This window comes from Aeromonas veronii, from assembly GCF_040215105.1.
Lineage (GTDB): Bacteria > Pseudomonadota > Gammaproteobacteria > Enterobacterales > Aeromonadaceae > Aeromonas > Aeromonas veronii_G.
In genome coordinates this window covers 419639-437231 of record NZ_CP157875.1, presented here as the reverse complement: position 1 = coordinate 437231, position 17593 = coordinate 419639, and the positions used below count along the sequence as shown (strand labels likewise).

Annotated in this window: 22 protein-coding genes; 12 read left to right on the top strand and 10 right to left on the bottom strand. The window is 60.8% G+C overall.

The window, feature by feature from the left end; translation table 11 throughout:
* The first annotated feature begins 37 nt into the window (after positions 1 to 37).
* From degS to ABNP46_RS02080, 10 genes are all read left to right on the top strand, one after another.
* Positions 38 to 1159 (top strand): outer membrane-stress sensor serine endopeptidase DegS, encoded by a 1122-nt coding sequence (gene degS, locus ABNP46_RS02125; protein WP_349920785.1) that lies wholly within the window; start codon positions 38 to 40, stop codon positions 1157 to 1159.
* Positions 1160 to 1466: 307 nt separating this feature from the next.
* Entirely contained in the window at positions 1467 to 1823 is a 357-nt protein-coding gene (locus ABNP46_RS02120; RefSeq protein WP_349920784.1) for a transcriptional regulator, read from the top strand.
* 16 nt (positions 1824 to 1839) lie between these two features.
* Positions 1840 to 2205, top strand: coding sequence for an SFCGS family glycine-rich protein (locus ABNP46_RS02115; RefSeq protein WP_349920783.1), 366 nt, complete (start codon positions 1840 to 1842; stop codon positions 2203 to 2205).
* Entirely contained in the window at positions 2205 to 2501 is a 297-nt protein-coding gene (locus ABNP46_RS02110) for a DUF4312 family protein (protein WP_349920782.1), read from the top strand. The genes ABNP46_RS02115 and ABNP46_RS02110 overlap by 1 nt, the downstream gene beginning before the upstream one ends.
* A 21-nt stretch (positions 2502 to 2522) precedes the next feature.
* Positions 2523 to 3299, top strand: a complete 777-nt coding sequence (locus ABNP46_RS02105) for a DUF4311 domain-containing protein (protein ID WP_349920781.1) — start codon at positions 2523 to 2525, stop codon at positions 3297 to 3299.
* Between the two features lie 10 nt (positions 3300 to 3309).
* Positions 3310 to 3960, top strand: coding sequence for a DUF4310 family protein (locus ABNP46_RS02100; protein ID WP_349920780.1), 651 nt, complete (start codon positions 3310 to 3312; stop codon positions 3958 to 3960).
* A 42-nt stretch (positions 3961 to 4002) separates the two neighbouring features.
* The gene (locus ABNP46_RS02095; RefSeq protein ID WP_349920779.1) at positions 4003 to 5142 is read left to right on the top strand and encodes an amidohydrolase/deacetylase family metallohydrolase; all 1140 of its coding nucleotides are present in this window, start codon (positions 4003 to 4005) and stop codon (positions 5140 to 5142) included.
* Positions 5126 to 6241, top strand: a complete 1116-nt coding sequence (locus ABNP46_RS02090; protein WP_349920778.1) for a DgaE family pyridoxal phosphate-dependent ammonia lyase — start codon at positions 5126 to 5128, stop codon at positions 6239 to 6241. The genes ABNP46_RS02095 and ABNP46_RS02090 overlap by 17 nt, the downstream gene beginning before the upstream one ends.
* Positions 6241 to 6978, top strand: coding sequence for a 2-dehydro-3-deoxy-phosphogluconate aldolase (gene dagF, locus ABNP46_RS02085; RefSeq protein WP_349920777.1), 738 nt, complete (start codon positions 6241 to 6243; stop codon positions 6976 to 6978). Before ABNP46_RS02090 ends, dagF begins: the two co-directional genes overlap by 1 nt.
* A gap of 102 nt (positions 6979 to 7080) precedes the next feature.
* Positions 7081 to 8985 carry a BglG family transcription antiterminator gene (locus ABNP46_RS02080; protein ID WP_349920776.1) on the top strand — a complete coding sequence of 635 codons (1905 nt, stop codon included), beginning with the start codon at positions 7081 to 7083 and terminating at the stop codon, positions 8983 to 8985.
* A gap of 11 nt (positions 8986 to 8996) precedes the next feature.
* Here ABNP46_RS02080 and npr read toward each other — a convergent pair whose 3' ends face one another.
* From npr to ABNP46_RS02030, 10 genes are all read right to left on the bottom strand, one after another.
* On the bottom strand, positions 8997 to 9269 hold the full coding sequence (gene npr / locus ABNP46_RS02075) for a PTS phosphocarrier protein NPr (RefSeq protein WP_349920775.1): 273 nt from the start codon (positions 9267 to 9269) through the stop codon (positions 8997 to 8999).
* Positions 9270 to 9289: 20 nt separating this feature from the next.
* Positions 9290 to 10156: an RNase adapter RapZ gene (gene rapZ, locus ABNP46_RS02070; RefSeq protein ID WP_349920774.1), complete on the bottom strand. Its 867-nt coding sequence runs from the start codon at positions 10154 to 10156 to the stop codon at positions 9290 to 9292.
* A gap of 40 nt (positions 10157 to 10196) precedes the next feature.
* The gene (ptsN, locus tag ABNP46_RS02065; protein ID WP_349920773.1) at positions 10197 to 10643 is read right to left on the bottom strand and encodes a PTS IIA-like nitrogen regulatory protein PtsN; all 447 of its coding nucleotides are present in this window, start codon (positions 10641 to 10643) and stop codon (positions 10197 to 10199) included.
* A gap of 2 nt (positions 10644 to 10645) precedes the next feature.
* Positions 10646 to 10933: a ribosome hibernation promoting factor gene (gene hpf, locus ABNP46_RS02060; protein WP_042001473.1), complete on the bottom strand. Its 288-nt coding sequence runs from the start codon at positions 10931 to 10933 to the stop codon at positions 10646 to 10648.
* Between the two features lie 20 nt (positions 10934 to 10953).
* Complete coding sequence (locus tag ABNP46_RS02055) at positions 10954 to 12393, bottom strand: RNA polymerase factor sigma-54 (RefSeq protein ID WP_349920772.1); 1440 nt, start codon at positions 12391 to 12393, stop codon at positions 10954 to 10956.
* A 66-nt stretch (positions 12394 to 12459) separates the two neighbouring features.
* On the bottom strand, positions 12460 to 13185 hold the full coding sequence (lptB, locus tag ABNP46_RS02050; protein WP_033132290.1) for an LPS export ABC transporter ATP-binding protein: 726 nt from the start codon (positions 13183 to 13185) through the stop codon (positions 12460 to 12462).
* A gap of 12 nt (positions 13186 to 13197) precedes the next feature.
* Entirely contained in the window at positions 13198 to 13716 is a 519-nt protein-coding gene (gene lptA, locus ABNP46_RS02045; RefSeq protein WP_349922338.1) for a lipopolysaccharide transport periplasmic protein LptA, read from the bottom strand.
* Positions 13703 to 14260: an LPS export ABC transporter periplasmic protein LptC gene (lptC, locus tag ABNP46_RS02040; RefSeq protein WP_349920771.1), complete on the bottom strand. Its 558-nt coding sequence runs from the start codon at positions 14258 to 14260 to the stop codon at positions 13703 to 13705. Before lptC ends, lptA begins: the two co-directional genes overlap by 14 nt.
* Complete coding sequence (kdsC, locus tag ABNP46_RS02035) at positions 14257 to 14811, bottom strand: 3-deoxy-manno-octulosonate-8-phosphatase KdsC (protein WP_349920770.1); 555 nt, start codon at positions 14809 to 14811, stop codon at positions 14257 to 14259. Before kdsC ends, lptC begins: the two co-directional genes overlap by 4 nt.
* Positions 14811 to 15806 (bottom strand): KpsF/GutQ family sugar-phosphate isomerase, encoded by a 996-nt coding sequence (locus ABNP46_RS02030; protein ID WP_349920769.1) that lies wholly within the window; start codon positions 15804 to 15806, stop codon positions 14811 to 14813. The genes kdsC and ABNP46_RS02030 overlap by 1 nt, the downstream gene beginning before the upstream one ends.
* A 206-nt stretch (positions 15807 to 16012) precedes the next feature.
* Between ABNP46_RS02030 and mlaF the strand changes: the two genes are divergently transcribed.
* Positions 16013 to 16813, top strand: coding sequence for a phospholipid ABC transporter ATP-binding protein MlaF (mlaF, locus tag ABNP46_RS02025; protein ID WP_349920768.1), 801 nt, complete (start codon positions 16013 to 16015; stop codon positions 16811 to 16813).
* Positions 16813 to 17592, top strand: a complete 780-nt coding sequence (gene mlaE / locus ABNP46_RS02020; protein ID WP_349920767.1) for a lipid asymmetry maintenance ABC transporter permease subunit MlaE — start codon at positions 16813 to 16815, stop codon at positions 17590 to 17592. The genes mlaF and mlaE overlap by 1 nt, the downstream gene beginning before the upstream one ends.
* Position 17593 lies beyond the last annotated feature (1 nt).

Below are 17593 nucleotides of genomic sequence, written 5' to 3'. Positions count from 1 at the left end.
TTATTCTCTGCGCGCAGCCTGTACGGATGAGAATGACATGAAAATCCCACCTTTGATCAGCTACTTGGGCAAGTCTGTCGGCTTCGGCCTCACCGTCGCTGCACTCCTGTTGTTGCTGTTCCCCAATTTCCGTGGCGGAGCCCAGCTACCCGGCCTCATCACCAATGCCCGCGAGCTGAGTTTCTCCTACGCCGCTCACCGTGCCGGCCCCGCCGTCGTCAACATCTACACCCGCAGCTTTGCCGGCAACCGTGGTGAAAAGGCGGAGCTGCGACCACAGGGTCTGGGCTCCGGGGTCATCATGAGCGCCCGCGGCCACGTGCTGACCAACTATCACGTCATCGCAGACGCGGATCAGATCATCGTCGCGCTGCAGGATGGCCGGGTGTTCAGTGCCGAGCTGGTCGGCTCCGACAAGCTGACCGATCTGGCGGTGCTCTACATCGAATCGGACAACCTGCCGGTGATCCCGCAAGATCCCGACCGCCTGCCGGATGTGGGGGACGTGGTGCTCGCCATCGGCAACCCCTACAACGTCGGACAGACCATCACTCAGGGCATCATCAGCGCCACCGGCCGCATCGGCCTCTCCAGCATGGGGCCGGACAGCAATGGCCGGCAGGATCTGCTGCAGACCGACGCCGCCATCAACGAAGGCAACTCCGGTGGAGCCCTGGTCAACGGCCGCGGCGACCTGGTGGGCATCAATACTGCCGCCTATCACCTCAACGGCAATCAGGAGAGTTACGGCATCAGCTTCGCCATCCCCTACAAGCTGGCCAAGCGCATCATGGATGAGCTCATCGCCAACGGCCGGGTCATCCGCGGCTACCTCGGCATCTCCAGTGTCGAGATCAACCCCATAGTCGCGCGCATGATGAACCTGGGCGATCTGCAGGGTCTGGTGGTGGAGAGCCTGGACCCCACGGGGCCCGCCAGCAAGGCCGGCCTCAAGCGCGGTGACGTGCTGCTCAAGGTCAATGGCGAAGCCATCAGCGGGGTAAGGGCCGTCATGGACAAGATCGTCGAGAGCCGCCCCGGCACCAAGCTGCGCATCTCCGTCATCCGCAATGGCAAACCGCTGGATGTGGATGTCATCATCGAGGAGGACGTGCGCTACCAGAACCTGCCGGCCAGCAGCGCCACTTCCACCAGTTAAGCCACCATTTGGTTACCGACAGGGCCCGATGGCCCTGTTTTCATGTCTGCCCCCCTTCCCTTTGCGTGAGACGACTCACAGTTCCACACCTCGCCCACGGCCAGGTTTCGGCCGCCAAAGTGCGGCACGGATCACACTCATAGCGCCTGGAGTTCCCCTTTTGACGCCCCTGAGCCACAGAAATGGCCATTTTGGGTCTGCTTTCCAGCCGGATTTCCAGTTCGAATCGGAAAAAAGCTGCCTCCTCCATACTGCTTTGCCCCCTTAGGGTAGGGTCATTCCTTCTGCCAGCCTTGGAGAGCAGACCTTGAAGACCCAGACTGACCACACCCTGACCCCGGATAGCCCGGACCTGTTGCGCAAGACAGACCTGACTCTGGCCCGCATTTATCCCCTGCTGGCCGAACAGGGCATTCTCCCCAACGAGGTGCAAAAACAGATGCTCGCCTCCCATGTCAAAGCCATGGTGTGGCGCTCCTACAGCGGTGAATCCCTGCCGGAGGTCGATCTCAGCCTGTTTGACGAGATCTCCCCCCTGTCCCTGCGACTGGCCGAACAGGTCGTCGCCTGGCTGGACAAGCTGGCCTACGAAGAGGCCCATCTCTTGTCCGTCCATTTCGAAGTGGCCAAAGAAAATGAACTCAGTTCAGTCCTGAACCCTTAATCAAGGAGATACCTGTATGTCAGCCATCAAACTCGTGATTGGAGATCGTCTCGGCAAGGGCCAGAAAGTGGGGGCCGGCGCCGAAGCCGCCGGTGCCAGCGTCACCGTCATCCCCGGCATGGCCGCCGACATGAAGCTCGGTGATGTGATGAACAAGGAGCAGGCGGATCTCGGCATCTCCTTCTGCGGCAGCGGCGGAGCCGGTGCTATCACGGCCCAGACCAAGTACGGCTACAAGTGCCGCTACGGCATGCGATCCATCGAAGAGGGCGTCACCGCCATCAACGAAGGCTGCGTGGTGCTGGGCTTCGGCTTCATGGACAAGGAAGAGCTGGGCCAGAAGCTGGTCGAGGCCTTCGCCAAGAAGCACGGTCGCGCCTGATGAAAGAACACTTCACCACCCAGGTCATCGTCAATGGCAAGGGGGCGACACGCCAGCAGGCGTTCGCCGCCGCCCTCAGCCAGGTGCAACCCACGCTGCTCAAGGGCAGCCAGCACGTCATGCTGCGGCTCGAACCGGTCGAGGTTCAGGTGCTCAAGGCCGAGGAGTCGGTCCGGGTGGAGAAGTTTCTGTTCTTCTTCCTGCCGCGCCAGCGTCGTGAGTTCCGCGTCCAGCTGGAGATCGCCGTCAAGGTCACCAGCCTGGACGTGGACAAGGTGGATTTCAGCCTGGTTTAACCCACAAAAAGGACATGTTGGATGTTTCTAATCATTCTTTTCAAATCATTGATCATCGGCGGCCTGGTGGGCGTCGGTGTGGGGGCCGGTGCGGCACGGATGTTCCATGCACCGACCGTGCAGGGCATGGGGGCCTTCCGTACCCTGGGCGAGCTCAACTCCTGTGAGGGAGACCCGGCGTCACACTTCTCCTTCGGTCTTGGCTTCTTCTTCAACGCCTGGGCCTCAACCGTTGCGGCAGGCGCCTTCACCCAGGACGTGGATCACCGCATCCTGCCGAACTGGGGCGCTGCGGCCCTGATGATCAAGAACCGGGATCTCGCCACCACCTTGCACGATCCCAAGAAGATGGCCATCGCCTGCGGCATCATCGGCGCCATCGTCGTCGCCTTCTTGAACAGCACCGCCGCCGCCGTCCCCGCCGCCTTGCAGGTCACCGCCGTCAAGGTACTGGTGCCTGCCGCCAACCTGCTGGTCAACACCGTCATGCCGGTGATCTTCTGGCTGGCCGCCATCGAGGCGGGCAAGAAGTCCGGCTTCTGGGCCACCATCTTCGGCGGTCTGGCCCAGCTCATCATGGGCAACGCCGTTCCCGGTCTGGTACTCGGCATCCTCATCGGCAAGGGGGTGGAAGAGAGCGGCTGGAACCATGTCACCAAGGTGATGATGGCGGCCATCGTACTGCTGTTCGTGCTGAGCGGATTCTTCCGTGGCTTCGATATGAAACTGATCGAGTCCTTCCACCTCGGGGTCCCCCTGTGGCTGGACAATGTCCACAACCTGATGAGCGGAAAATAAGGACTATCCCATGGATGAGAAATTGAGAAACAACTTCTGGTATGCCGACTGGTCCTTCCCCATCTTCGTCGGTTTGCTGTCAGCCGGGGTCTTTGCCGGGACCCACATGTTCTATCTGTACGGGGTCGGTGCCTTCAACGAAGTGGCTTTCGTCGCCATGCTGAAGGCCGGGATGGACACGGGTGCCTACGGCGCGGTCGCGGCCTTTGGTGCCAGCTTCCTGTTCGCCCGCATCATCGAAGGCTCCCTGGTGGGAATACTGGACATCGGCGGTGCCATCCAGACCGGCGTCGGCCTGGGGGTTCCCGCCCTGCTGCTGGGTGCCGGCATCGTCTACCCGGTGGAGAACTTCACCGCCTCCCTGGTCACCGGCATGGGGATTGGCCTGGCCATCGGTTACGTGATCATCCTGGCCCGCAAGTTCACCATCAATCAGAGCAACTCCACCTATGGGGCGGATGTGATGATGGGGGCTGGCAACAGCTCGGGGCGCTTCCTCGGTCCCTTGATCATTCTCTCCGCCATGGGTGCCTCCATCCCCATCGGCCTGGGATCCCTGCTGGGTGCTCTGCTGTTCTACATCTGGAACAAGCCCATCACTGGCGGCGCCATCCTGGGTGCCATGCTGCTCGGGACCTTCTTCCCGGTAGCCCTTGCATAAACACTGGCCGCCCTGCGGGGCGGCACGCTAGAGGCCAGCACCATGTATGACTTCATCATCAGAGCGGGACGCCAGGGAAACGGCGAGCTCATCGACATCGCCATTCTGGACGGCAAGATAGCGGCCATGGGCTCTCTCCCTGCCACGGCCGAGGCAAGAGAGACGCTGGATCTGGCCGGTAATACCTATGTGAGTGCAGGCTGGATCGATGGCCACACCCACTGCTACCCCGCTTCCCCCATCTATCACGATGAACCGGACAAGGTGGGCGTGGAATCCGGCGTGACCACCGTCATCGATGCGGGCAGCACCGGGGCCGACGATGTGGATGCCTTCCAGCAGTTGGCGGCCGGCTGCAAGACCCGGGTCCATGCCCTGCTCAACATCTCCCGCATCGGCCTGTTGCGCCAGAACGAGCTGGCCAATCCCGCCGATATCGACCCTGTACTCGCCAAGGCCGCCATTCGCCGCCACCCCTCCTTCATCGTCGGCATCAAGGCCCGCATGAGTGGCAGCGTGGTGGGTGAGAATGGCCTGCAACCCCTGCGCATCGCCAAGCAGATCCAGCGCGACAACGGCGATCTGCCGCTGATGGTGCACGTGGGCAATACGCCACCGGATCTGGACGAGATCGTCGCCCTGCTGGGTGAGGGCGATCTGCTGACCCATTGCTTCAACGGCAAACCAAATCGCATCCTGACCCCGGCCGGTGAGCTGCGTCAGGCGGTACGCGACGCCATGCTGCGAGGCCTGCGCCTCGACATCGGCCATGGCGGCGCCAGCTTCAGCTTCGAAGTGGCTGAACACGCCATCCGTCAGGGGATCCTGCCCCACACCATCAGCTCGGACATCTATTGCAAGAATCGCATCAAGGGCCCCGTCTACAGCCTGGCCCACGTGATGTCGAAGTTTTTCGTCATCGGCATGAGCCTGGAGCAGGTGCTCGCCTGTGTCACCCATCAGGCCGCCGATGCCCTGCGTCTGCCTGGCAAGGGGCGGCTCGAGGTAGGCGCCGATGCCGACCTGACCCTGTTTGATCTGGCCAAATGCCAGACTCTGTTCACGGATACCGAGGCGCAATCGCGCAGCGGCGACCTGCAACTGCTTCCCCTCGCCGTCCTGGTCGGCGGCAACCTGGTTCTGACTCACTATGGGAAATCACACCATGCCTTCTGTTTATGAGAAATATCAGCTCAAACCGGTGATCAACGCCTCCGGGCGCATGACCATACTCGGTGTCTCCACGCCGGAGCAGGAGGTGGTCGACGCCGTCAATTTTGGCCTCGGCCACTACTTCGAGGTCAAGGATCTGGTCAACAAGACCGGGGCCTATCTCGCCGCCCTGCTGGGGGTCGAGGATGCGGTCGTGGTCTCCTGCGCCAGTGCCGGCATCGCCCAGTCAGTCGCCGCCGTGATCGTGCGCGGTGATGCCTACCGCCTTGAACAACTGCATGCCCATGCCCACGATGTGCCGAGCGAAATCGTGCTGCCCAAGGGGCACAACGTGAACTTCGGCGCGCCGGTCGGCACCATGATCAATCTGGGGGGCGGCAAGGTGGTGGAGGCCGGCTACGCCAACGAGTGTTCGGCCGCCCAGCTGGCCGCCGCCATCAATCCGCAGACGGCCGCCATCCTCTACATCAAGTCCCACCACTGCGTGCAGAAGAGCATTCTGTCGGTGGCCGAGGCCGCGGATGTCGCCAAGGCCCACCAGCTGCCGCTGATCGTCGATGCGGCGGCAGAAGAGGATCTGCGCCTCTACTACCAGCAGGGCGCCGATCTGGTCATCTACAGCGGAGCTAAAGCCATCGAGGGGCCCACCAGCGGTCTGGTGCTCGGCAAGGCCCAGTATGTGGCATGGGTCAAACAGCAGGCGAATGGCATCGGCCGTGCCATGAAGGTTGGCAAGGAAGGGATCCTCGGCCTGACTCACGCCATCGAACGTTATCTGGAGAAAGAAAAGGAGAGCGGCGCCGCCATGGTCGCCAAGATGGCTCCCTTCATCGAACGCCTCAACCAGCTGTCCGGCGTCACCGCCAAGGTGGTATGGGACAGCGCGGGACGTGACATCGCCCGTACCGATATTGCCTTCGACCACGAACGCCTCGGCATGACCACGGTCCAAGTGGTGGCCCGCTTGCAACAGGGCAATCCCGCCATCTATTGCCGGGGCTACAAGGCCAACGAGGGCCATATCGAGATCGATGTGCGCAGCGTCAGCCCGGCCCAGCTCGATCAGATCCATCACGCCATCGCCCAGTTAACCCAGGAGAATCACTGATGTCCCTTATTCCCAATTACTACCGTGACCGGATCTGCCTCAATGTGCTGGCAGGCTCCAAGCAGAATGCCGTCGATGTCTATGAGGCGGCCGAGGGCCACGTGCTGGTTGGCGTGCTCTCCAAGAACTACCCGGACGTGCCTGCCGCCGTCGCCGACATGAAAGAGTATGCCGCGCTCATCGACAACGCTCTCTCCATCGGACTGGGCGCCGGGGATCCCCGCCAGTCCGCCATGGTCGCCGAGCTGGCCGGCCTGCTGCAGCCCCAGCATGTCAACCAGGTCTTCACCGGGGTCGGTGCCAGCCGGGCGCGACTTGGCCAGTCCCAAAGCCTGGTCAACGGCCTTGTCTCCCCCACTGGCACTCCTGGCATGGTCAAGATCTCCACCGGTCCCCTCAGCGCCAGTCAGGCCGACGCCATCGTCCCCGTCGATACCGCCATCGCCATGCTCAAGGACATGGGGGGCAGCTCGGTCAAGTTCTTCCCCATGGGAGGGCTCAAGAGCCGGGATGAATATCAGGCAGTGGCCGAGGCTTGCGCCCGCCACGGCTTCTGGCTGGAACCGACCGGCGGCATCGATCTGGACAACTTCGAAGAGATAGTCCAAATCGCACTGACCGCCGGGGTCGACAAGGTGATCCCCCACGTCTACAGCTCCATCATCGACGAGGCAGGCCAGACCCGCCCGGCCGACGTGCGCACCCTGCTCGATACGGTGAAACGCCTGCTACCCTGACCTGACAGTGGCACCGGTCCAACCTCTGGCCGGTGCCTGGCTTGTTGATGATTCAATTGTTAACATCCTTCTCTTCCCCCGCGATCGGAGTCTCCTTCCCCCATGACCAAGCTGCCCCACCCCAGACTCCATCAGTTGCTGACCCAGCTCCACGCCGAGGCCTTGCCGCAGGAGGAGCTGGCCCGTCGCCTCAATGTCTCCACCCGCACGGTACGCACCGACGTGGCGACCCTGAACGAGCTGATCGCCACCCATGGCGCCCACCTCATCCACCAGCGCGGCAGCGGCTATCAACTCAAGATTTACAATCAGGGGCTGTTTGACGAACTGCTGGCGGCCCAGGAGCAGGAGGCCAGCCTGCCCCGCACCAGCCGGGAGCGGGTGCTGCATCTGCAGTTGCTGCTGCTCACCGCCGAGCAGGGGATCAAGCTCGACGAGCTGGCAGATACCTGGTATCTGAGCCGGGCCGCGCTACAGGGAGACATGGCGGAAGTGAGGGAGCGGCTGATCCATTTCGGCCTGAACATCGACAGCAAGCCCCGTCTCGGCATGCGCATTCAAGGGGAAGAGACCGCCATCCGGGCCTGCCTCACCCAGTTGCTCTATCGGGAACAGAGCCGCAACAGCCCCTTGCAGGGCTTGCTGCCCAACCTTTGTCCCAGCAAGACTTTGGAAGTCATCGGCAACCGGATCCATGCCCAGCTGGGTCGCCATCAGCTCAGGCTGGCCGACGAAAGCCTGCAGCAGCTCACTATCTACTGCGCCGTGGCCCTGCTCCGCCAGGCGGCGGGTCATGAGCTGCTGACCTTCAGCAGCGAGGATCTGACCGCCCCCCTCACCGCCGTGGCTCGCGACATCTATGATGAGCTGCCCACATTGACCGCACCGGGAGAGCCGGAGCTGCTGTGTCTCGCCATCCAGATCCAGGCTCGTCTCATCGCCGATACCCCGCAGCTCAGCCCGACCATGACGGCCGAAAGTGCCCACCTGGTGGCGCACCTGCTGGATTACATCCACGAACACTATCCCTATGACTTGCGCCACGACGACCAGTTGCACGCCGACCTGCTTACCCACATCAGCGCCATGTTGCTGCGGATCAAATACCAGATAGGCACCGACAACCCGCTGGCGGATCACATCAAGCAGTACTATCCCCTCGCCTATGACATCACCCTCGCCGCCATCTCCGAGTGGATCAGGCAGACGCCCTATCATCTGACCCATCACGAGATAGGCTACCTGGTGATCCATATCGGCGTCGGACTGGAGCGCCACTATGACATCGGCTATAGCCGTCCCCCCCAGGCGTTACTGCTGTGCGATGCCGGCAATGCCACCTTCCGGGTACTGGAGGCGCGGATCAAGCGGGAATACCCCCAGTTGCAACTGACCAGTCTGGAATCCGTACGGGACTACGAGGGGCTCTCGCGGATCGAGCAGGATTTCGTGATAAGCACGGTCAAGGTGAGCGAGAAGAATGTGCCCGTGGTGCAGGTGGCCCCCTTCCCGGCCCAATATCAGTTGGAGCAGCTCGGCAAGCTGGTACTGGTCGATCGCACCCGCCCCTACCTGCTCGACAAGTACTTTGACGCCGACCATTTCATGGTGATCGATGAACCCATCAGCCAGTCAGCCCTGTTCACACGGGTCTGCGATCAGCTGGAAAGGGAAGAGCAGGTGGAAACGGGGTTCAGGGGATCCTTGCAGGAGCGGGAGCGTATCGTCTCCACCATGCTGGGAGACGGCATAGCCCTGCCCCACTCCCTCGGCCTGCTGGCCAGGCGCACCCTGGTCTATACGGTGCTGGCCCCCCAGGGCATCGACTGGGGCAATGGCGAGACGGCCACCCTCATCTTCCTGCTGGCCATCGCCAAGGCGGACTATGAGGAGGCCATGGGCCTCTACGATCTCTTCCTGGCCCTGATGAACGAAAAAGCCAGCAAGAATTTGCTGGCCTGTCGCAGTTTCGCCGGTTTCAAGGCACTGGCTCGCACCGGCGCCTAGTCAGAGGGCGCCTACTCTTCGTTGAAGCCCGAGGTGAACAGCGCCACCACCGCGGCCAGGGCTTCCGTCTCCTCCGGTCCTTCCACCTGCACTTCTACCTGTTTGCCCTGGGCGGAGTCCAGCATCAGCAGGCCGATCACGCTGTCCGCGTCGGCCTCGACCCCGTCCTCGTTGCGCAGCAGGACATGGGCATCGAAGCCCTGTACCAGTTCGAACAGCATCATGGCCGGTCTGGCATGAATACCCAGCTTGTTTTTGACTTCTACCGAGGCGGAAACGGTCATCTGTGCATCCTTCTGAGCTGTCAGACCTGCGCCGAGCGCTTGTCCAGGGTGCGGTGGCGGATCTGCACGTTCTTGCCGAGCAGGCGAAACGCGCTCGCCAACCGTTCGGCGATGAACACCGAGCGATGCTGGCCACCGGTGCAGCCGATACCCACGGTCACATAGCTGCGATTGTTGCGTTCCAGATGGGGCAACCAGGTGCCCAGCATGTTCTCGATCTGCTGGATGAACAGCATGACGTCCGTCTGGCTGGAGAGGTAGTTCGCCACAGGTTCATCCCGGCCGGTGAAAGGCTTGAGTTCGGGGATCCAGTGGGGATTTGGCAGGAAACGGGCATCGAACACGAAGTCTGCATCCTTGGGGATGCCGTACTTGAAGCCGAATGATTCAAACACCAGCACCAGCTCGTTCTCTTTCTTGCCGAGCACCCGGGTTTTGATGAGCTCGCTGAGATCGTGAATGCTGAGGTTGGTGGTGTCGATGCGCAGGTCGGCACTGGAAGAGAGGGGCGCCAGCAGGTGGGTCTCCTCCCGGATGGCCTCGTCCAGCGACAGCTTGTTGCGAGAGAGGGGGTGCAACCGGCGACTCTCGCCATAGCGTTTGAGCAGGGTAGTGTTGTCGGCGTCGAAGAAGAAGCTGGAGAATTCCACCCGCCCCTCGCTGCGTACCTGGGCCAGCAGATTCTCCAGCCGATCCTGCTCGGTGGGCAGGTTGCGCACGTCGATGCTGACCGCCAGCTTGTCATACTGGCTCTCCACCGAGACGATCAACTGGGGCAACAGATTGACCGGCAGATTGTCTACGCAGTAATACCCCAGATCTTCCAGCACCCGCAGGGCTACCGTCTTGCCGGAGCCCGAGCGACCGCTTACCACGATTAATTGCATCTTGTCCCCCCACGCCAACCTGGCTGTGCCTTGTCCGGCATCAGGCCGAGGTCATGATCTGATAGAGTTCTTCGTCACTGGTCGCCTGGCGCAACTGGCGGCAGACGGCCTTGTCACCCAACTTGGATGCCATCAGGGAAAGGGTCTTGAGATGCTGCTTGCACTCGCTTTCCGGCACCAGCAATGCAAAGAGCAGGTCAACCGGTTGATTGTCAATCGAGTCGAAAGGGATGGGTTCGGAGAAGGTCATCAGCACAGCCGTCGGCGCAAAGGCATCGTCAATGCGGCCATGCGGAATGGCAATACCGGCACCGATCCCGGTACTGCCCATTTTTTCCCGCGCCAGCAGGCTTTCAAACAACACCTGACGGGAGGTGCCGAGGCGCTCTGCGGCCAGTTCACTGATGATCTCGAGAGCGCGTTTCTTGCTGGTACAGGGGACCGCACTCTTGGTGCAGTCCCGACTCAGTATGTGTTCAAGTTGCATAGTTATTTTTGATTTAATTTATCTTTGTGCTTGATGATCTGTCTGTCCAGTTTATCAAGCAGGGTATCAATCGCAGCATACATGTCGGCATGCTCCGAGTTGGCGAACACCTCACCGCCGCTGACATGCAGCTTGGCTTCGGCAATCTGGTTCAGTTTTTCGACGCTCAACACCACATGGACGTTGTTGATATGGTCAAAGTGACGCTCGAGTTTGGCAAATTTGTTGTTCACATAATCACGCAGAGCTTCGGTAATCTCGACATGGTGTCCGGTCAGGTTAATTTGCATAACGTCTTCCTTTTGTTTGCCTAAACCAGGCGTTTGCGCTGATTGGATGGCGGGATCAACAAGGATTCACGGTACTTTGCGATCGTGCGTCTCGCCACCATAATACCCTGTTCGGCCAGCAAATCCGCGATCTTGCTATCACTAAGCGGCTTGGCGGGGTTTTCCGCCGTCACCAGCTTCTTGATCAAGGCGCGAATAGCGGTCGATGAGCACTCTCCTCCTCCTTCCGTATTCACGTGACTGGAGAAAAAAAACTTCAGTTCAAAGATGCCACGGGGCGTATGCATGTACTTCTGGGTCGTCACCCGCGAGATGGTCGATTCATGCATCTCCACCGCCTCGGCGATGTCATTGAGCACCATGGGTTTCATGGCTTCTTCCCCGTATTCGAAGAAGCCCTGCTGCTGCTCGACGATGCAGCTGGCCACCTTGAGCAGGGTGTCGTTACGACTCTCCAGACTCTTGATGAACCACTTCGCCTCCTGCAGGTGGGAGCGGATGAACTGGGTATCCGTGCTGCTGCGCGCGTTGCGGGCCATGGCCGCATAGGTCTCGTTGACGCGAATGCGCGGCGCCGAATCCGGGTTGAGCTCCACCACCCACTTGCTGCCTTTCTTGACCACGGACACATCCGGGATCACGTATTGGGATTCGCTCTGGATGACGCCGTTGCCGGGTCTGGGTTCCAGCTGCTGGATAAGGTCCAGCACCTCCTTGAGGTCGCTCTCCTTGAGCCGGGTCTTGCGCGCCAGGGTGCGATAGTCACGATTGCCAAGCAGATCCATGTGCTCGCTGATCACTTCCCGTGCCTCGTTGAGCCAGGGCAGATCGGAGGGATACTGGCCAAGCTGGATCAGCAGGCACTCCTGCACGGAGCGGGCGGCGATGCCGAGCGGATCGAAATGCTGCACCCGCTTGAGCACGGCCTCGACCTCATCCAGTTCCACTTCTACCTCGTCACTGCTGACTGCAGCCTGAATATCCTCGAGAGAAACCGTCAGATAACCGGATTCGTCGATGGCATCGATGATGGCGAGGGCGATGGCGGCATCCAGATCGCTGAACGGCGTCAGCCGCATCTGCCACAACAGATAGTCCTGCAGGTTCTCGGTGGTTTCCCCCTGATAGACGCTCTCCTCTCCATCGTGGATGGGGCCGGCGCTCTGGGCCGTCCCGGCGGAGTAGACCTCGTCCCAGGTGGTATCGACGGGCAGCTCGTCCGGCATCTTGTCCTGCGCCATGGCGTCACTGGAATCCAGCTGACTGGCATCGGCCACTTCGACCGGACTGGTTTCCTGCGCCTCGCTCTCCTCTTGCTCCAGCAAGGGGTTGTTGTCGAGCGCTTGCTGAATTTCCTGCTGGAGTTCCAGCGTGGAAAGCTGGAGCAGACGAATCGCTTGTTGTAATTGTGGCGTCATGGTCAGGGACTGACCGAGACGCAACTGTAATGTCGGCTTCATCTACGTCGGGATATCCTTATGTTCAGCGAGGCAGTCACCTAACAAAAATGAGGGAATGCCCCCTTACTATAGACTGAATTGATCGCCCAAATAGACGCGCTTGACCTGCTCATCGGCGAGGATATCCACCGGTGCGCCCTCGGCAATCATCTTGCCGTGGCTGACAATATAGGCCTTCTCACACACATCCAGGGTCTCGCGAACGTTGTGATCGGTGATCAGCACACCCAGCCCACGTTCCTTCAGATGCTGGATGATCTTTTTGATATCGATGACAGAAATGGGATCAACCCCTGCAAAAGGCTCATCCAGCAGAATAAATCTCGGCTCTGCCGCCAGCGCCCGGGCGATCTCGACCCGGCGGCGCTCCCCCCCTGACAGGCTCTGACCCAGGCTGTCACGGATGTGGGTGATGTTGAACTCTTCCAGCAGTTGCTCGACCTTGTCCTCCCGCTCCTCGCTGCTCAGTCCCTTGCGGGTCTGCATGACCCCCATCAGGTTGTCGAACACCGACAGACGGCGGAAGATGGAGGCTTCCTGAGGCAGGTAACCGATGCCGTTGCGCGCACGGATGTGCATGGGCTGCAGGCTGATATCCTGATCGTCGATGGTGATGAGCCCGGCATCCCGCTGCACCAGCCCCACTATCATGTAGAAGGAGGTGGTCTTGCCAGCTCCGTTCGGGCCAAGCAGCCCCACGATCTGGCCGGTGCCCACTTCCAGGCTGACGTCACTGACCACCATGCGACGCTTGTAGCTCTTCTGCAAGCCCACTGCTTTTAACACTGCCATGACTGTTGTTTCCTACTTCTTCTGTTCGGCGGGCTTGTCGAAATTCTCGACCTGATCCGGCAGGAACACCGTCTTGACGCGCTGGGTCGGCCCCTTGCTCTCGGCGATCATCTTCTGTTTGACGATGTCGTAGCGGATGAGGTCGCCATTGACCTGGCTGTCTTCCTGCTTGAGCTGGCCGTTGCCGGTGATGGTCACCAGACGGTTCTTCAGCTCGTAACGGATGCTGTTGCCATGGGCGTTGACCGGCTTGCCGTTGTCCAGGATCTGGAAGAAGGTGGCCGGGCTGCCATAGGCGGTCATCACCTCGGCACCCTTCTCGCCGGAGCGGATCACCACCACCTTGTCGGCCTTAATCTTGATGGTGCCCTGGGTGATGATGACGTCTTCGCTGAAGGTGACACGGTTGTCCTGCATCTCGGCCACCTGCTTGACCGCGTCCACATAGACCTTTTCGGTGAAGTCGGACTCTTTGGCGTTGGCCGCGCCGCACAGCAGCAGGGCCACGAGGACCAGATTAGCGTTTTTCATTGAAATAAATGGCATGGCCTTTATCCAGTAATTCGAAATATTTACGTTCCAGGTGACCCTTGAGGCCTACGCCCTCGGTCTGGAATTCCTGGCCCTGAATGCGGATGTGCTGGTTGCTTCTCACGTCCTGAGTCACCATGTCCATCTCCAGATACTGGGTATCCATGCTGGAGATGAAGGAGGTCGGCAACAGGCCATCCAGATGCACCTTGTCCCGCAGGATCACGTTGTCATCGGTATTGAGTACGCCGGTCTCCGCCGTCACCTTCCACTCGGCCTCACCCTTGTCGTCGTACAGGTAGATGACCGGCTTGTTGAAGGTCGCCTGCTCGAGGATCTGGAAATACTCGGCAAACTCCGACTCCAGCCGCTCGGTCCGCTTGCCCTGCTCGTCAAAGCGGGTGGTGACCAGATTCCTGGCGGTGAAATCGGGCTGATAATTCTCTACCTTGGTGGTGGAATCCGGGGCCAAGTCGATGTCACCCAGCTGCCAGGCAGCCAATGCCGCCAGGAAAAGCAGGAAGAACAGAATAGTCTGCTTCATCGCGACGCCTCGGGCAACTCATCGGCGAGCCCCTGGGCTTGCAGGATCAGATCGCACACCTCCCGCACCGCCCCGACGCCCCCCCCCAGCCGGGTGACCAGGTCGGCACAGGCCAATACCCGCGGGTGAGCATCTGCCACTGCGATGCCGAGGCCGCAGGCCTGCATCACCGGCAGATCGATGGTGTCATCCCCCATATAGGCCGCCTGGGAGGCATCGAGCCCCAGCTTGGCCAGCAGGGCCTCGAAATGGGGCAGCTTCTGATCCGCCCCCTGCACCAGGTGCTGCACCCCCAGGCTCTTCATCCGATCGCTGACGATGCGGGAATTGCGCCCGGTGATGATGGCAATCTCCAGCCCGGCATTGAGCAGGGCACGCATGCCTGCCCCGTCCCGGGTGCAGAAGGTCTTCAGCTCTTCGCCGTTATTTCCCATGTAGATGAAGCCGTTGGAGAGCACCCCGTCCACATCGCACACCAGCAGGCGGATCTGCGCCGCCTTCTCGAACTGGCTGCGCGTCACCGGACCATAGAGGGTCGGTACATCTTGCATCAAATCACCCCGGCTTTCAGCAGGTCGTGCATGTTGAAGGCACCCAGCGGCCGCCGCTCCCCATCCACCACCAGCAATCCGTTAATCTTTCTGGTTTCCATCAGCTTGACGGCCTCGGCCGCCATCATCTCTGGCCCTACGGTAACACAGTTGACCGTCATCACCTTGGCGATAGAGGTGTGATGGATGTCCACCTGCAAATCCAGGATCCGGCGCAGGTCGCCATCGGTGAAGAGACCGGCCAGCTGGCCCAGCTCATCCACCACCGCCGTCATGCCGAGCCCCTTGCGGCTCACTTCCAGCAGGGCCTGGCTGATGGTGGCATCGATCCCGACCTTGGGCAACAGCTCGCCACCGTGCATCAGATCGCCGACCCGCAGCAGCAGCCGCTTGCCGAGGGAACCGCCCGGATGAGACAGCGCGAAGTCGTCGGCGGTGAAGCCGCGGGCCTCCAGCAAGGCCACCGCCAGGGCATCTCCCATCACCAGGGTCGCCGTGGTGCTGGACGTGGGGGCCAGACCGAGGGGGCAGGCCTCCTGCTCGACCCGGATGCACAGGTGCACGTTGGCTTCCTTGGCCATGGTCGAGGCCGGGTTGCCGGTCATGCAGATGAGCGGGATGCCGCGACGCTTGAGTACCGGCAGCAGGGCCAGGATCTCGTCACTCTCGCCGGAGTTGGAGATGGCGATGATGAGATCCCCGGCGGAGATCATCCCGAGATCGCCGTGGCTGGCCTCACCCGGGTGCAGGAAGAAGGCGGGCGTGCCCGTGCTGGCCAGGGTCGCGGCTATCTTGTTGCCCACATGGCCCGACTTGCCCATGCCGGTGACCACTATCTTGCCGCCGCAGCGCAGCACCATCTCGCACGCCTTCACGAAGTGCTCGTCGAGGTACTGGTAGAGTCCATCAATCGCTTGTTTTTCAATGTCCAGCACCGCACGGGCACTGCGACGAAAATCGAACAGTTCAGACACTTTTTCAGACTTTACAGACATAAAGGCACGGCTCCGGACCGAAATTTGCTGCGGGATTATAAAAAAGTCTGCCGAGATAAGCGAATCGGATGCGGGGTACCCACTTGCTGACGCACCTTGTTACATAAAACTGTCGCGTTTTTGGGGCGGATCTGCGCTCAATAGTTGTTCCTTGATGTTGCTTAGACCTAGACTAGCCCATAAAATTCGCTCTTCTTTTATACCGGATGGACAATTGTTTGAACAATGACCTGATCACCATCTCCGACCTGACTTTCAGCCACGGAGACAGGCTGCTGTATGACGGGATCAATCTGACCATTCCCCGTGGCAAGGTCACCGCCGTCATGGGGCCGAGCGGCATCGGCAAGACCACCTTGCTGCGGCTGATCGGTGGCCAGTTGAAACCGGAATCGGGTCATATCCTGTTTGACGGGGAGGACATCCCCACCCTCTCCCGCTCCCGTCTCTACGAGGTGCGCAAGCGGATGAGCATGTTGTTCCAGAGTGGCGCCCTGTTCACCGGCATGACGGTGTTCGACAACGTGGCGTTTCCATTGCGGGAGCATTCCGGCCTGCCGGAGGAGCTGATCCACACCATCGTCATGATGAAGCTGCAGGCGGTGGGACTGCGTGGCGCCGCCAAACTGATGCCTTCCGAGCTTTCCGGTGGCATGGCCCGTCGCGCCGCCCTGGCCCGTGCCATCGCCCTGGATCCGGATCTCATCATGTATGACGAGCCCTTCGTGGGTCAGGATCCCATCACCATGGCGGTGCTGGTCAAGCTGATCAAGGAGCTGAACAATGCCCTCGGCATCACCTCCGTCATCGTCACCCACGACGTGAAAGAGGTGCTCGGTATCGCTGACTACGCCTATATCATCGCCAACCGCAAGGTGGTGGCGCACGGCACCCCGGCGCAGCTGCGCGAGGAACGCAATCCCGAGGTCGAGCAGTTCCTGCGTGGATTGCCTGACGGTCCTGTCCCGTTTCATTTTCCGGCAGGCGACCTGCTACAGGATCTGTGATGTTGATAAGCCAAGTAAGCAAGTTGGGCCGGGTCGGTGTGCACTTCATCAGCGCCATCGGCCGTGCGACTATCATGCTGTTTCATGCCCTGGCCGGTCGCCCCCAGCCACGCAAGCACTTCCCGCTGCTGATCCAGCAGCTCTATGTGGTGGGGGTGCAGTCCGTCGCCATCATTTTGGTGTCCGGCCTCTTCATCGGCATGGTGCTCTCGTTGCAGGGCTATAACGTATTGAAGGATTTCGGCGCCGAACAGAGTCTGGGGCCCCTGGTCTCTCTCTCGCTGCTGCGGGAACTCGGCCCCGTGGTCACCGCCCTGCTGTTTGCCGGTCGGGCCGGCTCCGCCCTGACTGCCGAGATCGGCCTGATGAAGGCTACCGAACAGCTCTCGAGCCTCGAGATGATGGCAGTGGATCCCCTGCGCCGGGTGGTGGCCCCCCGTTTCTGGGCCGGGGTCATCAGCATGCCGTTGCTGGCCTTCATGTTCAGCCTGATCGGCATCTTCGGTGGCAAACTGGTCGGGGTCGACTTGCTGGGGGTGGACGAGGGCAGTTTCTGGTCCGCCATGCAGGCATCCGTCGACTGGCAGGATGACATCATGCAGGGGGCCATCAAGAGCGTGATCTTCGCGTTGGTCGTCACCTGGATTGCGCTTTTCAATGGCTATGATGCCAAGCCGACCTCGGCCGGGATCAGTCAGGCGACCACCCGAACCGTGGTCCACTCATCCCTGGCCGTGCTCGGTCTGGATTTTATACTCACCGCAGTCATGTTTGGATAAG